This is a genomic window from Streptomyces sp. NPDC033221 (assembly GCF_055577005.1).
This window is the reverse complement of sequence record NZ_JBVIQN010000005.1, coordinates 199,964-219,167: the sequence shown is the minus strand read 5'-3', so window position 1 is coordinate 219,167 and position 19,204 is coordinate 199,964. Positions and strand designations below refer to the sequence as shown.

The following is a 19,204-nucleotide window of genomic DNA, read 5'->3' as shown; positions in this document are numbered from 1 at the left end:
CGGTCGGCGCCGCCGCCCCCGTAGGAGGACCGATCGGGGGTACGGTCTCGGGAGGAACCGGGCTGTGCCACAGGGGATTTCGTGGGGATCGAAAGCGACCAGCTGGTCTTTGACTATCTGAGCCGGGTCGGTGATCTGGCCCAGCAGCGCGGGCTGTCCTCCGGGGCGCGGATGCGCCTGGTGGCCGAGCTGCGGGCGCAGGTGGACGCGGTGAAGCCGGACACGGTGCCCGGGGTGAGACGGGTGCTGTCCCGGCTCGGTACCCCCGAGGCGGTGGTGTCGGCGGCGGGCGGCAGCGGGCCGTCTGCCGAGCGGGCGCCGCAGAGCGCGGCGGAACCGCAGTCCCGGCCGGGCCTGCGCGACAAGCTGGGCGGCGCCGCGCGCCGCTTCGGTACGGGCGGTGCAGGCAGTACGGGCAGCGGTACGGGCGTACCGGGCGAAACGAGCAGTACGGCGGCCCCCGGGCCCCAGGACGGCAGTCCGGCCAAAAGCAGCGGCCTGCCGGGCCTGTCCGGCCTCGGCGAAGGGCTGCGCGGCCTGGCCGGAAAGGTTCCCGCGCCACGCGACGGCAGGCGCCGCTCCGCCCGCGCCAAGGAGCCGGAGCCGCCGCCGGCCGCTTCCCCGCCGCACCTCGCGGGCTTCGACGAGCTGGGCGACAGCACCGTCGCCTTCGGAGAAGGCGAAGGAGACGGCGCCGGCGAGCCCGACTGGTGGCGGGTGGAGGAGGGCCCGTTCGGGCCGTACGGGCCGTACGAACCCGGCGAGACGGTGCCCGGCTTCATCGGCGGCATCGAGATCCCCGAGATCCGCGAGCGCCCGCCGGGCGAGCGGAAGGACGGCCCGCTGTCCCTGGAGAAGGGCGAGCGGGACGAGGACGGGGAGGCGGACGAGGGCGAGGAGGACGGGGACGCGGAGGACGGGCACGGCGAGGAGGCGGCCGAGGCGCCGCGTACCGGCGTACTGCCCCGGGTGCTGCCGCGCGTGCTCGCGTGGCGCCGGCGGCCGGCCGCGCCGGAGCCGTACGCCGAGGAGACCGAGCCGGTGGAGTACGTGCAGGCCGCGCGGCCGCCGCTCAGCCCGGTCCTGCTGCTGGCCGTGCTGTTGCTGGTGGCGGGCGCGGTACTGGGGTCCTGGCTGGCGCTCGCGGGTGGCTGGGCGCTCGCGTACACCTCCCGGCGGCTGCCGCGCGGTGAGGTGAAGTTCGCGGCGCTCGGGGTGCCGGGGCTGATCGTCGGCGGGCTGGTGGTGTGGCTGTGGGGCCGGGTCGACGGGCGGTGGGGCGAGCCGATCGCCGACGGGCAGCTGGGGAACGAGCTGACCGGGGTGCTGCCGGTGGTGGTCCGGATCGCGGCCGTCGCCTCCGCGCTGTTCCTGGTGTGGCGGATGCGGCGGCCGCGCTGAGCGGCGGCGGGCCCGGCCGGACCGGACCCGCCGCCTCCGGCTACTTCTTCGCCAGCTTCTCCTGCAGCTGGGCCAGGATCTTGTCGGCGGCCGTGTAGCCGATGCCCTGGATCCACAGTTCGTCGTCGACGCGGAAGGTCCGGCCGTCCCTGGCCGCCTTCATGCTCTTCCACAGCGCGCCGCCGGTGACCTGCGTCTCCTTGGACTTGTCCGGGCTGCCGTACGCGGAGTAGAAGACCGCGTCCGCGTCGGCCTTGGTCATCTGCTCCGCGCTGACCTCGATCATCAGCCCGTCCCGCGCGTCCTGCACCACGCTGGTCGGGCCGGTGCCGATGTCGTTCAGGATGGTGCCGATGTAGCTGCGGCAGCCGTAGATACGGGTGTCCGCGCCCTCGATGAAGCGCACGACGTTGGTCGTGGTGCGCCGCGCGGCGGCGGCCCCGCCGAGCGCCGCGGTGACCCGCTTCGCGTGTGCTTCGTACGCGGCGACCGTCCGCTTCGCCTCGGGGATCTTGCCCAGCGCGTCGGCGTGGACGGCGAAGTTCTGCTTCCACGGGTAGCCGGTGGTCTCCGTCATGACCGTGGGCGCGATGGCCTTGAGCTGCGCGTACCGCCCGCCGTCGCGGACCTTGCTGGTCAGGATCAGGTCGGGGTCGAGGGCGGCGACCGCCTCCAGGTTGGGCGCGCCGATCCTGCCGACGTCCTTGATGCCCGCGAGCCGGTCCTCGGGCAGGTAGTCCAGGAAGCCGCCGGCCACGTCGGAGCGGGTGGCGCCGACCGGTACGACGCCGAGCGTGATCGCGGAGTCCAGCTCCGCGGTGTCCAGCACCACCACGCGCCGGGGCGCGTTGGGCACCTCCACCTCGCCCTGCGCCGTACGTACCGGGTGGCTGCCCGCGCCGGACGCGGGCCGCGCCCAGGTGGTGGCGGGCTGGGCCGGGCAGTCGGCGGCCTTGGCGGAACCGCTGCCGGAACGGCCCGTACCGGACGAACCGCCCGCACCACAGGCGGTCAGCGCCACGGAAGCGGCCAGCGCGGACGCCGCGGCGAGCAGGGCACGGCGACGGCCGCCGGCCCACGGAACCGGACGGGGAAGGGCGAAGAGCGGCATGACGAGCCCTTTCGGCTGGGGAGCGGCGAGGTCACCCGGACTAGGGCGCGGCGGTCCCGCCCCCGCCCGGAGCCTGCCAGGGCCGCCCCGGCACCACCAGAGGCGAGCCCGTCACCGGGTCCGGTACCACCACCGACTCCAGCCCGAACACCTCACGCACCAGTTCCGCCGTCACGACCGCCGCCGGGCGCCCCTGTGCGACGATGCGCCCTTGCTTCATCGCCACCAGGTGGTCGGCGTACCGGGCGGCCTGGTTGAGGTCGTGCAGGACGGCGACGACGGTGCGTCCCCGGTCGTGGTTGAGCTGCCGGATCAGGTTCAGCACCTCGACCTGGTGTGAGATATCCAGGTATGTCGTCGGCTCGTCCAGGAGCAGCAGGCCGGTCTCCTGCGCGAGCGCCATCGCGATCCACACCCGCTGCCGCTGCCCGCCGGACAGTTCGTCCACCGGCCGGTCGGCCAACGGCGTCACGTCCGTACGGTCCATGGCCTCGGTGACGGCCCGTTCGTCCGCCTCGGACCACTGCTGCCACCAGCGCTGATGCGGCTGACGGCCGCGCGAGACCAGGTCGGCGACGGTGATCGCCTCGGGCGCCACGGGGGTCTGCGGCAGCAGCCCCACCGACCGGGCGATCTTCTTGGTGGGGATGCGGGCCAGGTCCGTACCGTCCAGCAGGACGGCGCCGCGGCGGGGTGTGAGCAGCCGGCCCAGGGCTCGTAGCAGCGTGGACTTGCCGCAGGCGTTGGGGCCGACGACGACGGTGACCGCGCCGTGCGGGACGTCGAGGTCGAGCCCGTCGACGACCGTGCGGTCCTCGTAGGCGAGGGTCAGGTCCCGCGCCGTGAGACGGCTGACGGCGGGAGCCGTGTCCGTGCTGCCCTCGGTCACGCCCTGCCTCCCACGGCCCGGCTGCGGATGATCAGGTGGATCAGGTACGGGGCGCCGACGGCCGCGGTCAGCACGCCCACCGGCAGCTCGGTCGGCGCGAGCAGCTTGCGGGCCAGCAGGTCGCCGAACACGACGACGAGCGCGCCGAGCAGCGCCGAACACAGCAACGGGATCTGCGCGGTACGCGTCAGGCGGCGGCCGATCTGCGGGGCCAGCAGCGCCACGAAGTCGACGGGCCCGGCCGCGCCGGTGGCCATCGACGCCAGCACCACGCCGAGTGCGACCAGCCCGAGCCGGGTGCGGTTCAGCCGTACGCCGAGGGCGGTCGCGGTGTCGTCGTCCATCGGCACGGTGCGCTGGGCGCGGGCCGCCCACAGGACGGCGGGCAGCAGCACCAGCAGCGCCCAGCCGAGCGGTGCGGCCTCGGCCCAGCCGCGTCCGTTGAGCGAGCCGGTCAGCCACACCTGCGCCTGCTGGGCGACGAGGTGGTCGCCCTTGGTGAGGAAGAGGTGGGTGACCGAGCGCAGCGCGACGGCGAAGCCGATGCCGATCAGGACGAAGCGGGTGGCGTGCAGGCCGCCGCGCCAGGCGAAGACGTAGCCGAGGGTGGCGGCGAGGACGCCCCCGGCGACCGACAGGTAGGGCAGGACGGCGTACGAGGTCACGCCGAACGTCAGCGCGCCCACCGTCAGCGCGCTCGCGCCCTGGGTGACGCCGATGACGTCCGGGCTGGCGAGAGCGTTGCGGGCCACGGTCTGGATCAGCGCGCCCGCCACCCCGAAGGCCGCGCCGACCAGCAGCCCGGCCGCCATCCGGGGCAGCCGCAGCGTCCCGACGACCAGTCCGGCCGACGACGGCTGCCCGAGGGCGGCCTTCAGGGCCTCGTCGGGCGCCACGAAGGACTCGCCCACACACAGGTACGCCAGGCAGACGGCGGCGAGCAGGACGGCCAGCGCGGCGGCGATGCCCGCCGCCCGTCGGTGCACGATGAAGGATGCGCGCCCGGCGCGCACGACGGCGTACCCCGCGGGCCGCACGCGCCGCCCCTGCCGTACCGCGGTGCCGGAACCGGCGACCGGTGCCGTCACGCCGGCACCCCCTTCCGCCGTACCAGCGCGACCAGGAACGGCACGCCGATCAGCGCCGTCAGCACCCCCGCCGGCACCTCCGACGGCGGGAACAGCACCCGCCCGACGGTGTCCGAGACCAGCACCACGACCGGGCCGAGCAGCGCCGCCATCGGCAGCAGCCAGCGGTGGCCGCCGCCCACGGCCGCACGGGCGAGGTGCGGTACGGCGAGCCCGACGAAGGCGATCGGACCGGCCGCCGCGACGCCCGCCCCGGTCAGCACCGCCGCCCCGAGCCCGGCCACGACGCGTACGGCGGCGACGTGCTGCCCGAGCCCCTTGGCCACGTCCTCGCCGAGCGCCAGCGCGTCCAGGCCGCGCGCGACGGACAGCACGAGCACCGCGCCCGCCAGCAGGAACGGCCAGATCTGCGCGGCGACCGCGCTGTCCCGGCCGGTCAGCGAGCCGACCTGCCAGAACCGGAACTCGTCCAGCGCCGCCGCCTTCGTCGTCAGCACCGCCATCGTCACCGCGACGAGCAGCGCGTTGACCGCCGCGCCGGACAGGGCGAGCTTCACCGGCGTCGCACCCCCGCGCCCACCGGCGGCGATCGCGTACACCACGACCACGGCGGCCCCGGCCCCCGCGAAGGCGAACCACACATAGCCGCCGAGGGTGTGCACTCCCAGGAAGGACAGTGCGAGGACCACGCCCACCGAGGCTCCCTGGCTGATGCCGAGGATGCCCGGGTCGGCGATGGGATTGCGGGTGATGCCCTGCATCGCCGTACCCGCGAGGGCGAGCGCGGCGCCGACCATCAGGCCGGTCAGTGTGCGCGGTAACCGCAGGAAGCGCACCACTTGCGCGGCGTCGCCGTCGCCGCCGTACAGCAGCGCTTGGAGGACCTCGGACGGCGCGAACTGGCGGCTGCCGACCGCGAGCGAGAGGAGCACCGCCAGCAGCAGGGCGAGCAGCGCCACCGCCGTCCAGCCGACGCGGCGTCTCGTCAGGGAGGCTCTGGGGCTGCTGGACCGGACGGCCGGCATCGGTTCCATCTCACTCGGAGCGTTCCCGCGGTACGGCGCCGCTACGCGGGGCGGGTGCGGTCCGCAGGGGCCCGGTGCAGGCCCGCCCTGCCGTGGCCATCAGCCACAATGGCCACCATGGCTTCGCACACCCCGGTACCCGATCCCACGGCCGCCACGGCAGCGCAGACACTCACGGTCGGCTTCGACCTGGACATGACGCTGATCGACTCCCGCCCCGGCATCAAGGCGGCCTACGAGGCGCTGTCCGCCGCGACGGGGACGTACGTCGACGCGGACGCGGCGATCACCCGGCTCGGCCCGCCGCTGGAGCAGGAGATCCGCCGGTGGTTCCCCGAGGAGCGGGTCGCGGAGATCAGCGATCTGTACCGCGAGCTGTACCCGGCCCACGCGATCACCGGGACGCTCGCGATGCCGGGCGCCCGCGAGGCGGTGGCCGCCGTACAGCGCCACGGCGGGCGGGCGATCGTGGTCACCGCGAAGTACGAGCCCAACGCCAAGCTGCACCTCGACCACCTGGACATCGGCGCGGACGCCGTCATCGGCTCGCTGTGGGCGGAGGCCAAGGCCGAGGCGCTGCGCGCGCACGGCGCGTCCGTCTACGTCGGCGACCACACCGGCGACGTACGCGGTGCGCGGACCGCCGACACGGTGTCCGTCGCCGTGGCCACCGGGCCGTGCGACGCGGACGAGCTGCGCGCGGCCGGCGCCAACGTGCTCCTCGACGACCTGACCGGCTTCCCGGCCTGGCTGGCGGAGTACGTGGCGGACAGCGCCCGGCGGAACGCGTGACTCCGTAAACGGCGGGCCGCTACGCCGCGGACGACCTCGCCTGCCGGCGCTGCGCCGCGACGGAACGCAGCACTCCGGCCCCGGCGATGAGGAACCCGGCGCCCATCAGCATGCACACCCAGTAGAAGACGGACGGCAGCGGATCGGCCCCGACGAACAACGGGGTCACGGTGGCGAGAGTGGCCACCGCGCCAATCAGGAAAACAATCGCGCCGATCCGGACCAGCAGATCCCCGGCCTGGGGAGTTTCGTCAGACACAGGACCAGGGTAAGTCCGGGCCAGAAGCGCGGGGGAACCACCCGGCGACGTCTTGTCACCGGGCACCGGACCATTAGCCTTGGGGGGTGGCGGGTCCGGTGGCCCGCTGCACTGCTATCCAGAGCTGTTTTTCCCGCGGAAGACGCAGAAAACGCAGACACCGCAGTATCCGGACCCCAGTGGTTTTCCGACGAGTACGAGGACGAGGACAGACGTGCCTACCGGCAAGGTCAAGTGGTTCAACAGCGAGAAGGGCTTCGGCTTTCTCTCCCGCGACGACGGCGGTGACGTCTTCGTGCACTCGTCGGTGCTGCCCGACGGCGTGGACGCACTCAAGCCGGGCCAGCGCGTCGAGTTCGGCGTAGTGGCCGGCCAGCGCGGTGACCAGGCGCTTTCGGTGACGATCCTCGACCCCGCGCCGTCGGTGGCGGCGGCCCAGCGCCGCAAGCCGGACGAGCTGGCGTCGATCGTGCAGGACCTCACCACGCTCCTGGAGAGCGTCACCCAGCAGCTGGAGCGCGGCCGCTACCCCGACAAGGCGCACGGCGGGAAGATCGCGAACATGCTCCGGGCGGTCGCCGACCAACTGGACGTCTGACGACCGGCCCGTGAGCCGGGCGGCTGCCGGCTAGCCGAAGCTCAGCGCATCGCGGCCGAGGGGCGGTACGAGCCCCTCGGCCGCGGCGCGCGTGAGCAGGCCGCGCACGGCCGCGTAGCCGTTCTCGCCGAGGTCGGCGGTGAACTCGTTCACGTACAGGCCGATGTGCTGGTCGGCGACGGCCGGATCCATCTCCTGCGCGTGCTCCAGCACATAGGCGCGGGACGCCTCGGTGTCGTCCCAGGCCATCCGTACCGACTCGCGGGCCGCCGCGGCCAGCTCGCGCAGCCGCTCGGCGCCCAGCGAGCGCTTGGCGATGATCGCGCCCAGCGGGATCGGCAGCCCGGTGGTGCGCTCCCAGTGCTCGCCCATGTCGGCGAGGCAGCTGAGCCCGTAGTTCCGGTACGTGAAGCGGGCTTCGTGGATGACCAGCCCGGCGTCGACCCGGCCGTCCCGTACCGCCGGCATGATCTCGTCGAACGGCAGCACCTTGACCTCGCCGACGCCGCCCGGCACCTCTTCCGCCGCCCACAGCCGGAACAGCAGGTACGCGGTCGAGCGCTCGCTGGGCACCGCCACCGTCTTGCCGGCCAGGTCCTTGGCCTCGCCCGGCTCCTTGGTCAGCACCAGCGGGCCGCAGCCGCGCCCCAGCGCGCCGCCGCACGGCAGCAGGGCGTACTCCTCCAGCACCCAGGGCAGCACCGCGTACGACACCTTCAGGATGTCCAGCTCGCCGCGCTCCGCCATGCCGTTGGTGATGTCGATGTCGGCGAAGGTGACGTCCAGCTCGGGGGCGCCCGGGACCTTGCCGTGCGCCCACGCGTGGAAGACGAAGGTGTCGTTCGGGCACGGCGAATAGGCGATCTTGAGCGGGTCGCTCATGGCGTCCTCCAGGAGGTCGGGGTCCCGGCCGCCGTCAGGACGCGGGGGAGCGCGGCGCAGGCGGCGGAGAGCGCGCCGAGCGCGTCCCCGATGCGCCATGCGGCGCGGTCCCGAGGGCCGACGGCGTTGGAGACCGTACGGATTTCGAGCACCGGCAGGCCCTGCGCGGCGGCGGCCTCGGCGACACCGAAGCCCTCCATCGCCTCGACGAGGGCGCGCGGGTGGCGTGCGGCGAGGCGCGCGGCGTGCTCCGCGCTTCCGGTCACGGTCGAGGCGGTGAGCACCGCGCCGCACACGGCACCGGTGGCCGCGGCGAGGGCCCGGACGAGGTCCGGCGGCGGAGTGTGGACGACGGTCCCGAAGCCCAGTTCGGTCACCGGAACGAAGCCGTCCGGTGTCTCGGCGCCCAGGTCGGCGGCGACGATCTCGTCCGCGATCACCACGGAACCGACCGCGGCGCCGGGTCGCCCGGCGGACCTGTCGGCGGCGAAACCGCCGCCGATCCCGGCCGAGATGACGAGGTCGTACCCGGCTCCGGCACAGACTGCGGCGGTCAGCGCGGTCGCCGTACCGGCGGCGGCAGCAGCCGGTCCGACACCGGCGGCGAGCACGTCGAGGACCGCACCGGCCCGCTCGTCCGCGGGCGGCGCGGCAGCCCGGACCCGGTGCAGCGCGTAACCGCCCGCGGGCAGCGCGACGACCTCCGCGCCGCCGTCACCGGTCGCACCCGCCGCCACCGCGTCACGCTCGGCCGCGACGGCGGTGACGACCAGGACACGCGTCATGGTCACCTCGCCACCACCAGCCTCACGCGTACCTCAGCGGACTCAGGATTCCGCGCGTTCGAGCTTGACGTTCCACACGCCCGTGTACTTGCCGCCCTTGGTGGCCACGACCGACACCACGGTGGAATCGGCCAGGCTGCGGGTCTGCTGGTTCACGAAGAGCTGGTCCGCGCTGGCGACGACCTGGTACGTCTGCTTGCTGACGTTGGTGATCGGGCTGTTGTTGGACAGCGCGATCCAGCCGTCCTCGGCCACGTCCGGCTCCACACCGAGCCGCAGCTTCTCACCCGGGTGCACGGTGAGCGTCTTCTTGGGCGCGGTGGTCAGGCACTTGGTGAACTCGGCCTGCGCCTTCTTGTCACTGGCGGCCAGATCGCCGAGCACCTTGCCGTCGTCGTAGCAGGCGGCCTCGGCGGTCACGGTGTCCTTGCCGGCGGTCACCGTGGCGAGCGGAGTCGGCTTCTCACAGGCGGAGAGGGTGACGAGTCCCAGGGACACGGCACCGAGGGCGGCAGCGGCGCGGCGGCCTGTGCCCCAAGAAGAGAACGCGGTCATGCGGGCAGGCTATCGGTCGGTTCCTCTCACGCCACACGAGGGTGGGGCGCGCCGTGCCGCGCCGCGCCCAGCAGACCCCGTACGGCCAGCACGGCGCCCGCCGCGACCAGTGCCGCGGCCACCGCCAGGCCCACCGTCCCGTTCAGCGGCAGCGCGATGCCGACCGCGCCGCCGAGCACCGACGACAGCTGCAGCACCGTCTCGGAACGGGCGAACGCCGAGGTACGGACCAGCTCCGGCACATCGCGCTGGATCACCGCGTCCAGCGACAGCTTCCCCAGCGCCTGGCACAGCCCCGCCGTCGCTGCCGCGGCCGTCACCACCACGATCGCCAGCACCGCGTAGAAGAGCGCCGCGGTCACCGCCACGGCCATCGCCAGCCCCATCACCGCCGCGATGATCAGCTCGGGCGCCCTGGACCGCAGCCACGCGCCGACCGCCGTCCCCAGCGCGTTGCCCGCGCCCGCCGCCACCGCCACCAGCCCCAGCGACACCTGCGGCCCCAGCCCGCCCAGCGGATGCTCGCGCAACAGGAACGCCAGGAAAAACGTCAGCAGACCGGACACCGACCGCAGCGAACAGTTCGCCTGGAGACCGTGCAGCACCGACGGGCCGACCGTACGCAGCCCCGGCCGCCGCCCGCCCGCCAACGCCTTCCCCGGCCGCTCGCCCGCCGCCTTCCCGGCCCCCTCGCCGTCCGCCGCGGACGCCAGCCGCGCCCGGCCCTCACCCTTCGCCGAGTCCACCTTGTGCGGCAGCGAGAACGACAGGAACGTACCCGCCACGAACACCGCGAACGCGCCGTACAGCGGCCAGCTCGGCCCGATCAGATGCAGCGCGCCGCCCAGCGGCGCCGCCGCGCCCGTCGCCAGCAGCCCCGCCAGCGTCACCCGGGAATTGGCCTTCACCAAGGAGATACGGGGCGGCAGCAGGCGCGGTACGACGGCGCTCCGCACCACCCCGTACGCCTTCGAAGACACCAATACGCCCAATGCCGCCGGATACAGCTCCAGCCCGCCGCCCGCCACCGCGCCCGACATGGTCAGCGCGAGCAGCGCGCGGGCTAGCATCGCCCCGGCCATCGCGGCCCGGCGGCCGTGCGGCAGCCGGTCCAGCAGCGGCCCGATCACCGGCGCCAGCAGCGCGAACGGCGCCATCGTCACGGCCAGGTACAGCGCCACCCGGCCGCGTGCCTGGTCCGTCGGCACCGAGAAGAACACCGTCGAGGCCAGCGCAACCGTGATCAACATGTCACCGGCCGAATTCACCGCGTGCAGCTCGATCAGCTTGCCGAGACCCGACTCGCCCGCGCCGTGCGCGTGCGTGGCGCGCCGTATGCCGCGCCCGGTCGCCGTGAACGGGCGGCGCAGCGCCCGGCCCGCGGCACGGCACGCGCGGCCCGCCCGGCCGCCCTCCCGCCCCGGCCGCGTGGACGCCGTCGAGGCCCGCGTCCCCTTGGGGACACGCGGGCCCGTGGAAATCCGCGAAGCCTTGGCGATCCGCGGGGCGCGGGCGGCTCCCGCGGTCCCCGACCTGGAGACCCGCGGCGCCCGCGACATCCGCGGCAGCCGCGACTTCCTCGACGCCCGTCCGGCAGCCACGCAGCAATACTGCCCCAACTCGCCCGGGACATGGCTCTTTCCGGCGCCGGTCGCGCCGGACCGCACGGCCGCCGGACGCTGCCCATGACATTTGCCGCTCCCGGCGAGGGGTCGTCCACCGTTGAAGGGGTAGCGTGTGTAGCGCGCCACCGGCGGTCGTTCTTGGCCGCGCGCCTTGCCGCGATCCCGCAGAATGGTTCGTAAGAGGTGCGCTCGACCGAGATGACCGGGCGCGGACGTCGACGCGGTCCCCAGGTCCGCTCCGCCCGCCCCGGCACGCCGGTCGTCCGGACAGGACAGGACAGCTCCGGCTGGCGCACTCGTGAGACGGCGTGGAAGAGAGAATCGATTCTTGTGAGTGCTGCGATGCGAAGCCGTACCCCTGACCGCCTGTGCGCCGAGGCGGTCGACCTTGCCCGCGTGGCGGCCGAGGAGGCCGCGGCGCCCGGCACGGTCGGCGAGCACGTCGACGCCGTCGCCGACGGGGACCGTGTCGTCACACACCTGTTCGAATGCAAGGAGCCCGGCTACCGGGGCTGGCGCTGGGCCGTGACCGTCGCCCGCGCCTCACGGGCCAAACACGTCACCCTCGACGAGAGCGTCCTGCTGCCCGGCCCCGACGCGCTGCTGGCCCCCGAATGGGTGCCCTGGAGCGAACGGCTGCGCCCCGGCGACATGGGCCCCGGCGACCTGCTCCCCACCGAGGCCGAGGATCTCCGGCTGGAGCCGGGCTTCACGGACGCGGCCCGGAATGCCGCGGGGACCGCGGAAGACGCCGGAACCCCGGTGCCGCCGGGCGTCACCGAGGTCGCGGACGCCGAGGACGCCGACGTCGAGCCCGGTTCGCCGGCCGCCCAGGCCGCCGCGCAGTCCGCCCAGGCCGGGACGACCACCCGCGGCAGCATCGCGGCGGTCGCCGACGAGCTGGGCATGGGACGCCCCCGCGTCCTCTCCCGCTACGGTCTGCACGCCGCGGCGGACCGCTGGGAAGAGGAGTACGGCCCCAAGACCGCCATGGCCCAGGCCGCACCCGCCAACTGCGTCTCCTGCGGCTTCCTGGTCCCGCTGGCCGGCTCCCTCCGCCAGGCCTTCGGCATCTGCGCCAACGAATTCGGCCCCGCGGACGGCCACGTCGTCTCCCTCGGCTTCGGCTGCGGGGGCCACTCCGAGGCCGCCGTCATGCCCAAGCCTCCGCGGCCGGCGCCGCCCGTCATCGACGAAACCGTTGTCGATCCCTTTGCGCTGCGGCCGGATCGTACGGGGGGGTCTGTGGAGGAGAGTGGGCCGGGGGAGGAGTTCGGCCACAGCTAATCCTTCCCGGGGGGTGGCCGATGATGTTGGGTTCACCCCATCAGGGTGGACGTTCTCGCGCTTCGCGCGAGGGGGTAGCGCTTTGCGCCGGGTTCGCATGGGTTGTTTGGTGGGTGCGGGTGCGCGCAGGGGGCCAACTCTCCCCCAACCTCCGGCCGGGGGTGCCCCCGGCCGGAGGCTGGGGGAGAGTGACCCCTGCGGGGGCCCGAGCCCCCCACCCACCGGGCCGACCGCGCCGCACGCGTACCCCCACCGGACCAGCCGCCCCTCCCCCCCCCGCACCGCACAATCACAGCCCGTCCGGCGTTTGAGGACACCTGAACCCCAGCCCCCACGGCGGGAAAGCCAAAAACCGAAACCCGCGCGCAAAGCGCGCAGCGCGCACCCCGCCACCCCCATGCCCCCCACCCCCACCCCCACCGGGTAGAAAGTGGAGTTCGGCATCGGAGGAACGGGAGAGATCGTGAGCGAAGCGGCAGAGGCAGATCCGTTCGGGACGGCTCGGCTGCGGCGGGGGGTGCTCGATGCCTGGGCGGCCTCGCCGGCCCGGTTCCGGGAGGATGCGAACGCCGAGGAGGATCTCGCGCTCGGCGGGTATCGCGACCGGCTCGCCGTGGAGCTGGCGCAGAATGCTTCGGACGCCGCGGCCCGCGCCGGCGTCCCCGGGCGGTTGCGTCTGACCCTGCACCCGGCGGAGGGCTCCGGTTCCGGGCCTGCTGTGCTGGTCGCCTCCAACACCGGCGCCCCCATCGACGCCACCGGCGTCGAATCGCTGGCCACGCTGCGTGCGTCCGCGAAGCGTGAGACGGAGAACGCGGTCGCCGTCGGCCGGTTCGGTGTCGGGTTCTCGGCGGTGCTCGCGGTCAGTGACGAGCCCGCGCTGGTCGGCCGGACCGGCGGTGTGCGCTGGTCGCTGGCCGAGGCCAGGGAGCTGGCGAGTCAGGTGGCGGCCCACAGTCCCGGTCTCGGCGGTGAGCTGCGGCGCCGCGACGGTCACGTACCGCTGCTGCGTCTGCCGCTGCCGGCGGAGGGTTCGGCGCCGCAGGGCTATGACACCTCCGTCGTGCTGCCGCTGCGTGACGGCGCCGCGCACGAGCTGACGGTGCGCCTGCTGGCCGGTATCGACGCCGCGTTGCTGCTGACGCTGCCGGGCCTGACCGAGGTCGTCGTGGAGACGCCGGACGGTGTGCGGCAGATGAGGCGGCGTCAGGAGGGCGCTTACGTCGTCATCGAGGACAGCGAGCGGGGTGTCTCGCGCTGGCGGGTCGTGAGTGAGAGCGGCGCGCTGGATCCGGCGCTGCTGGCGGACCGCCCGGTGGAGGAGCGGTTGCGACCGCACTGGGCGGTGACCTGGGCGGTTCCGGTGGACGAGGACGGCGCGCCGATGCGTCCGGTGACCGCGCCGGTCGTGCACGCGCCGACGCCGACCGATGAGCCGCAGGGCTTGCCGGCGCTGTTGATCGCTTCGTTTCCGCTGGAGCCGACGCGGCGCCGTGTCGCGCCCGGCGCGCTCGCCGATCATCTGGTGCGGCGTGCCGCGGAGGCGTACGCGTCGCTGCTGGCCGGCTGGCAGCCGGTGTCGGCGGGGACCATCGACCTGGTGCCGGGCCCGTTGGGCAAGGGGGAGCTGGACAACGAGCTGCGGCGGCTGGTGCTGGAGCTGCTGCCGCGGGTGAGGTTCCTGCCGAGTGCGGCGACGCCCGTGACGGGTGGGGAGCTGTCCTTGGAGGCGGTGCCGGCATTGTCCGGTCCTGACGAGCTGGCGCCCGGTGAGGGTGGCGGCTGGGGCGGTGCCCGGGGCGAGGAGGACGCGTACGTTCTGCGGCCGGTGGACGCGGAGCTGGTCGAGGGGGCGGGGGACGGCACGGTCCGCGTACTGGCGGAGCTGTTTCCGAGCCTGCTGCCCGCCGGGCTGGAGCGGCGGTCCGAGCTGCGTGCGCTGGGTGTGGCCCGGGTGCCGCTCGGTGAGGTCGTGGACCGGCTGGCGGGGGTGGACCGGTCGCCTGCGTGGTGGTGGCGGCTGTACGACTCGCTGGCGGGTACGGACCCGGAGCGGCTGAGCGGGCTGCCGGTACCGCTGGCCGGGCCCGCGGGTGAGGATGGCCGGGCGGCGCGTACGACGATCGGTCCGCGGCAGGTGCTGCTGCCGCTTTCGCAGAACGCGGGTGACGGGGGTGACTCGGCGGAGCGGCACGGGGTGCTGGCCCGGCTGGGTCTCAAGGTCGCGCACCCGGATGCCGTGCATCCGCTGCTGGAGAAGCTGGGTGCCACCCCGGCCGCGCCGCGCGCCGTGCTGACGACTCCGCAGGTGCGGGCGGCCGTCGCGGGCTCGCTGGACGCGGCGGAGGACGATTACGCCTTCGGGTTCGATGGTGAGCCGGCCGGGCTGGGCGGTGAGGAGCTGGCTGAGGCCGTGCTGGGGCTGGTGCGCGACGCGCGTCTGGCGCCTGGGGATGAGCCGTGGCTGGCCGCGCTGGCGCTGCCGGACGAGGACGGTGAGCCGGCGCCGGCGGGTGAGCTGGTGTTGCCGGGGAGTGACTTCGAGCGGGTGATCCGGGAGGGTGAACTTGCGGCCGTCGACGCCGGGTTCGCGGAGCGCTGGGGGGAGCAGCCGCTGACCGCCGTCGGCGTGCTGGCGGGCTTCGCCCTCGTACGGGCTCCTGACGTGGTGCTGGACCCGGACGAGCTGGAGCCGCGGGACGGCGACTTCACGGAGCCGGACGACGTCGGTGTGCTGGACGCCGTGGACGTGTGGTGCGAGGACGTCCTGGACGGGCTGCCGGAGACGCCGGTGCCGCCGGTCGCGACGGAGATCGTGGCCGTACGGGACCTGGACCTGGTCGACGATGACGCGTGGCCGCAGGCGCTGGCGATGCTGTCGCGGCCGCCGCTGCGGGACGCGCTGACCGCGCCTGTGCGGGTGCTGCTGCCGGACGGTACGACCGAGTCGGTCCGCCCGTACGCGGCGTGGTGGCTGCGCGGCCACCCGGTGCTGGACGGCCGCCGGCCGGCCGGTCTGCGGGCGGCGGGCGGCGATCCGCTGCTGGCGGGGCTGTACGAGTCGGCGGACGCGGGCGACGTGGACGCCCAGGTGCTGCGTGCCCTCGGCGTGCGGACCTCCGTCGCGGCGCTCCTGGAGGAGCCGGGCGGTGCGGCCGAGCTGCTGGCCCGTCTCGCGGACCCGGAGTGCGAAGTGGGCTCCGCGCAGGTGCACGCGCTGTACGGGGTGCTGGCGGATCTCGATCCCGAGCAGGTGACGCTGCCGGAGGAACTGCGGGTGGTCGTGGACGGGGAGGTGCGGATCGTGGACGCGGCGGAGGCCGTGGTCGCGGATGCGCCGGATCTGATGCCGCTGGCCGCGGGGCTGCCGTTGCTGCCGGTGACCCCCGCGCGCGCCGCGGAGCTGGCGGAGCTGTTCCAGGTACGGCGGCTGAGCGAGGTCTTCGCGGCGCCGGTGGCCTCGGAGGGCAGCCGGCACGAGGTTCCGGAGCCCGTGCGTACGCTGCTGGGCCCGGACACGCCGCGGTCGTACGTCGAGCACGAGGAGCTGACCGTCGGGGGCGGCACCGAACTCGACTGGCGCCTGACCCCGGACGGCACCCTCCACGCGGCCACCCTGGAGGGCGTCGCCGCGGGCCTCGCCTGGGCTGCCGGCCAGTGGCCCCGCCGCTTCGAGGCAGCGGCCCTCCTGGAGGACCTGGACCGCGCTGAGGAGCTGGCGGAGGCCCGCTGGTTCGACTGAAGCCGTTCCGGTGCGGGGCGGGCTGCGGTGCCGTGGCCGGCTCGCCCCGCCCCGCGTAACCGGTGAAGACCGCCGGCGAAGCCGGCTACGCCGGAAAACGCCGCCCGATGATCCGCCACGCGATCTCCAGCAGTGCCGCCGCCGCGACGGCGATGCCCACCGCGGCCCACGGCATGGTCGTGCCCACCAGTTTCAGGTCGAAGAAGTTCTGGAGCCAGGGGACGACGAGCACGATCAGGAAGCCGAGGCCCATGGCCAGGACCAGGCCGACGCGCCACCACGTGTACGGGCGGGCGATGATCGCCAGGACCCACATGGCGCTGAGGAAGAGGGTCAGGGTGGCGGCGCTGGTTTCGGCGGAGAGGGCGTCGGGGCCGGTGTAGTGGCTGCGGGCCAGGAGATAGGTGGCGAAGGCGGCAAGGCCGATGATCAGGCCGGAGGGGACCGCGTACCGCATGACGCGCCGGACGAAGTGCGGTTTCGCGCGTTCCTTGTTGGGGGCGAGGGCGAGGAAGAAGGCGGGGACGCCGATGGTGAGGGTCGACAGCAGGGTGAGGTGCCGCGGCAGGTAGGGGTAGGGGATCTGGCAGCAGGCGACGAGGATCGCGAGCAGGACCGAGTAGACGGTTTTGGTGAGGAAGAGGGTGGCTACGCGGGTGATGTTGCCGATCACCCGGCGGCCTTCGGCGACGACGGACGGCAGTGTCGCGAAGCTGTTGTCGAGCAGCACGATCTGTGCGACGGCCTTGGTGGCTTCGCTGCCCGCGCCCATGGAGACGCCGATGTCGGCGTCCTTGAGGGCGAGGACGTCGTTGACGCCGTCGCCGGTCATCGCGACGATGCGCCCGCGCTTCTGGAGCGCTCCGACCATGTCCCGCTTCTGCTGTGGCGTGACGCGGCCGAACACCGCGCCGTCCTCCAGGACCTTGCCCATGGCGTCCGGGTCGGTGGGGAGTTTGCGGGCGTCGACGGGTGACTCGGCGCCCGGCATGCCCAGTTTTCCGGCCACCGCGCCGACCGAGACGGCGTTGTCGCCGGAGATGACCTTCGCCTGGACGCCCTGTTCCTCGAAGTACCGCAGGGTGTCCATCGCGTCGGGCCGCAGCCGCTGTTCGAGGACGATGAGGGCGGTGGGGCGTACGTGGTCGGCGGTGGCGGAGTCGTGCAGATCGCGTTCGGCGCGGGCGAGCAGGAGGACGCGCAGACCCTGGGCGTTGAGGTCGTCGACCTGGGAGAGCGCGTCGTCGCCGGAGGGGAGGAGGACGTCGGGGGCGCCGAGCAGCCAGGTGGTGCTGTCGCCGTCCGGGTCTTCGAGGGTCGCGCCGCTGAATTTGCGGGCGGAGGAGAAGGGCAGCGCGTCGGTGGACCGCCAGCCGTCGCCGGCCGGATAGGCGTCGATGATCGCCTGGAGGGAGGCGTTGGGGCGGGGGTCGGAGGCGCCGAGGGCGCCGAGGATCTGCTTGATGTGGCCCTCGTCCGTACCGCCCAGCGGGCGCAGGTCGCTGACGTCCATGCCGCCCTCGGTCAGCGTGCCGGTCTTGTCCAGGCAGACCACGTCGACGCGGGCCAGGCCCTCGATCGCGGGCAGCTCCTGGACCAGGCACTGCTTGTGGCCGAGCCGGATGACGCCGATCGCGAAGGCGACGGAGGTGAGGAGGACCAGGCCCTCGGGGATCATGGGGACGATCCCGGCGATCATGCGGCGTACGGCCTCGTCGGCCGCCATGTTCAGGGTGAACAGATGGCTGAGGATCAGGCCGACGGCGGTCGGCACCATCATCCACGTCACGTATTTGAGAATCTGGCTGATGCCGGTGCGCAGCTCGGAGTGGACGAGGGTGAAGCGGGACGCCTCCTCGGCGAGCTGGGCGGCGTACGCCTCGCGCCCGACCTTGGTGGCGGTGAACGCGCCGCCGCCGGCGACCACGAAGCTGCCGGACATCATCTTCTCGCCGGGCTTCTTGACCACCGGGTCGGCCTCGCCGGTCAGCAGCGACTCGTCGATCTCCAGGCCGTCGCTCTCCAGGACCTCGCCGTCGACGATGACCTTGTCGCCGGGTCCCAGTTCGATGACGTCGCCGAGGACGACCTCGGAGGTGGGGATCTCGGTGGCCGCGCCGTCGCGCCGTACGGTCGGCTTGGACTCGCCTATGACGGCGAGGCTGTCCAGGGTCTTCTTGGCGCGCAGCTCCTGGATGATGCCGATGCCGGTGTTGGCGACGATGACGAAGCCGAACAGGCCGTCCTGGATCGGGCCGACGATCAGGATGATCACGAAGAGCACGCCGATGATGGCGTTGAAGCGGGTGAAGACGTTCGAGCGGACGATGTCGGCGGTGGAGCGCGAGGACCGTACGGGGACGTCGTTGACCTCGCCTCTGGCCACCCGCTCGGCGACCTCGGCGGCGCTCAGGCCGCGGTGGGCCGGCGCGGTGGCGGTCCCGCTCGCGGTCGCGGCGCCGGGCTCGGGTTCCTCGACTTCGGTCTTGGCCCGCTCAGTCATGCCTTCGACGTTACGGGCGGATCGGACGATTCACCCGCTGGATGCGCACAGGAAGGTGGCGGGAGTTGTTGGAGGGGTCCGTGTCAACCGGGGAAGGGTGGAGTGCGTCCCCAATGGGGTGGTTTTGCCGGCGTGCGCGTCAGGACGCGTCGGCCGGGGCCCGGTCTGCGCCCGGCCCGGCCGCCGCCGCGCGCTTGATGGCGGCGTCGCGCTTGCGGACGTACCAGATGCCGAGGATGCCGAGGCTGCCGCCGGCCAGGCAGGTCCATACCCACCAGGTGCGGTCGTGGTCGGCGAACCAGCCGTAGAAGGGGAGCTGGGCCAGGAAGAGCACGAACCAGATGATGGTGCCGCCGGTGATCGTGCCGACGACGGGGCCCTCAAGAGGCTCCGGGGCCTCGCGCAGTTCGGACTTCTTCCACATGGGGCCAGCTTACGGGCAGCCGCTGACCGTACCGATCCCGGCAGGGCGGTACGCGTCAGGTGCGTCCGGCCGGGCCGGAGAAGGCCGGTGGCCCGTTCCCCGCAGGGGTCTACGCGCGGAGATAGCGATCATCGACTTGTTTATTCATACTGAACCAATCCGGTTCTGACTGGTTTGATTCGTTGAATCCTCCAATCTGATCCGGTTTGTTTGTGTTCTGGGCCCGATCCGGGGCCCC

16 protein-coding genes are annotated in these 19,204 nt (G+C 73.6%); 5 read left to right on the top strand and 11 right to left on the bottom strand.

Annotated elements, in window-relative coordinates; genetic code table 11:
* Positions 1-81 precede the first annotated feature (81 nt).
* A complete protein-coding gene (locus ACZ53K_RS08625; protein WP_468833031.1) occupies positions 82-1,401 on the top strand; it encodes a hypothetical protein in 1,320 nt (439 codons plus the stop codon).
* A 40-nt stretch (positions 1,402-1,441) separates the two neighbouring features.
* Here the strand turns inward: ACZ53K_RS08625 and ACZ53K_RS08620 are convergent, their stop codons facing one another.
* Genes ACZ53K_RS08620 through ACZ53K_RS08605 form a run of 4 tightly spaced genes read right to left on the bottom strand, consistent with a single transcriptional unit; the run spans position 1,442 to position 5,514 of the window.
* The gene (locus ACZ53K_RS08620) at positions 1,442-2,512 is read right to left on the bottom strand and encodes an ABC transporter substrate-binding protein (protein WP_468833029.1); all 1,071 of its coding nucleotides are present in this window, start codon (positions 2,510-2,512) and stop codon (positions 1,442-1,444) included.
* 40 nt (positions 2,513-2,552) lie between these two features.
* The gene (locus ACZ53K_RS08615; protein ID WP_468833028.1) at positions 2,553-3,401 is read right to left on the bottom strand and encodes an ABC transporter ATP-binding protein; all 849 of its coding nucleotides are present in this window, start codon (positions 3,399-3,401) and stop codon (positions 2,553-2,555) included.
* Positions 3,398-4,489: a FecCD family ABC transporter permease gene (locus ACZ53K_RS08610; protein WP_468833026.1), complete on the bottom strand. Its 1,092-nt coding sequence runs from the start codon at positions 4,487-4,489 to the stop codon at positions 3,398-3,400. The genes ACZ53K_RS08615 and ACZ53K_RS08610 overlap by 4 nt, the downstream gene beginning before the upstream one ends.
* The gene (locus ACZ53K_RS08605; RefSeq protein ID WP_468833387.1) at positions 4,486-5,514 is read right to left on the bottom strand and encodes a FecCD family ABC transporter permease; all 1,029 of its coding nucleotides are present in this window, start codon (positions 5,512-5,514) and stop codon (positions 4,486-4,488) included. The genes ACZ53K_RS08610 and ACZ53K_RS08605 overlap by 4 nt, the downstream gene beginning before the upstream one ends.
* A 108-nt stretch (positions 5,515-5,622) precedes the next feature.
* Between ACZ53K_RS08605 and ACZ53K_RS08600 the strand changes: the two genes are divergently transcribed.
* Complete coding sequence (locus ACZ53K_RS08600; protein WP_468833025.1) at positions 5,623-6,306, top strand: HAD family hydrolase; 684 nt, start codon at positions 5,623-5,625, stop codon at positions 6,304-6,306.
* Between the two features lie 19 nt (positions 6,307-6,325).
* Here ACZ53K_RS08600 and ACZ53K_RS08595 read toward each other — a convergent pair whose 3' ends face one another.
* A complete protein-coding gene (locus tag ACZ53K_RS08595; RefSeq protein ID WP_468833024.1) occupies positions 6,326-6,565 on the bottom strand; it encodes a hypothetical protein in 240 nt (79 codons plus the stop codon).
* 214 nt (positions 6,566-6,779) lie between these two features.
* Here ACZ53K_RS08595 and ACZ53K_RS08590 point away from each other — a divergent pair, with 214 nt between their 5' ends.
* Complete coding sequence (locus tag ACZ53K_RS08590; RefSeq protein ID WP_030022252.1) at positions 6,780-7,163, top strand: cold-shock protein; 384 nt, start codon at positions 6,780-6,782, stop codon at positions 7,161-7,163.
* Between the two features lie 30 nt (positions 7,164-7,193).
* Here the strand turns inward: ACZ53K_RS08590 and ACZ53K_RS08585 are convergent, their stop codons facing one another.
* Genes ACZ53K_RS08585 through ACZ53K_RS08570 form a run of 4 tightly spaced genes read right to left on the bottom strand, consistent with a single transcriptional unit; the run spans position 7,194 to position 10,944 of the window.
* Entirely contained in the window at positions 7,194-8,045 is an 852-nt protein-coding gene (locus tag ACZ53K_RS08585; protein WP_468833023.1) for a 1,4-dihydroxy-6-naphthoate synthase, read from the bottom strand.
* A complete protein-coding gene (locus ACZ53K_RS08580) occupies positions 8,042-8,830 on the bottom strand; it encodes a futalosine hydrolase (RefSeq protein ID WP_468833386.1) in 789 nt (262 codons plus the stop codon). The genes ACZ53K_RS08585 and ACZ53K_RS08580 overlap by 4 nt, the downstream gene beginning before the upstream one ends.
* 42 nt (positions 8,831-8,872) lie before the next feature.
* The gene (locus ACZ53K_RS08575; protein WP_468833021.1) at positions 8,873-9,385 is read right to left on the bottom strand and encodes a hypothetical protein; all 513 of its coding nucleotides are present in this window, start codon (positions 9,383-9,385) and stop codon (positions 8,873-8,875) included.
* A gap of 26 nt (positions 9,386-9,411) precedes the next feature.
* Positions 9,412-10,944 (bottom strand): MFS transporter, encoded by a 1,533-nt coding sequence (locus ACZ53K_RS08570; RefSeq protein WP_468833383.1) that lies wholly within the window; start codon positions 10,942-10,944, stop codon positions 9,412-9,414.
* Between the two features lie 408 nt (positions 10,945-11,352).
* On the opposite strand from ACZ53K_RS08570, the gene ACZ53K_RS08565 reads away from it, so the two are divergent.
* Positions 11,353-12,297: a DUF3027 domain-containing protein gene (locus ACZ53K_RS08565; protein WP_468833020.1), complete on the top strand. Its 945-nt coding sequence runs from the start codon at positions 11,353-11,355 to the stop codon at positions 12,295-12,297.
* Between the two features lie 463 nt (positions 12,298-12,760).
* A complete protein-coding gene (locus tag ACZ53K_RS08560) occupies positions 12,761-16,039 on the top strand; it encodes a sacsin N-terminal ATP-binding-like domain-containing protein (RefSeq protein ID WP_468833018.1) in 3,279 nt (1,092 codons plus the stop codon).
* Between the two features lie 85 nt (positions 16,040-16,124).
* Here ACZ53K_RS08560 and ACZ53K_RS08555 read toward each other — a convergent pair whose 3' ends face one another.
* Both ACZ53K_RS08555 and ACZ53K_RS08550 read right to left on the bottom strand, forming a co-directional pair.
* Positions 16,125-18,542, bottom strand: coding sequence for an HAD-IC family P-type ATPase (locus ACZ53K_RS08555; RefSeq protein ID WP_468833017.1), 2,418 nt, complete (start codon positions 18,540-18,542; stop codon positions 16,125-16,127).
* A 139-nt stretch (positions 18,543-18,681) separates the two neighbouring features.
* Complete coding sequence (locus ACZ53K_RS08550; protein WP_468833016.1) at positions 18,682-18,966, bottom strand: DUF2530 domain-containing protein; 285 nt, start codon at positions 18,964-18,966, stop codon at positions 18,682-18,684.
* Positions 18,967-19,204 lie beyond the last annotated feature (238 nt).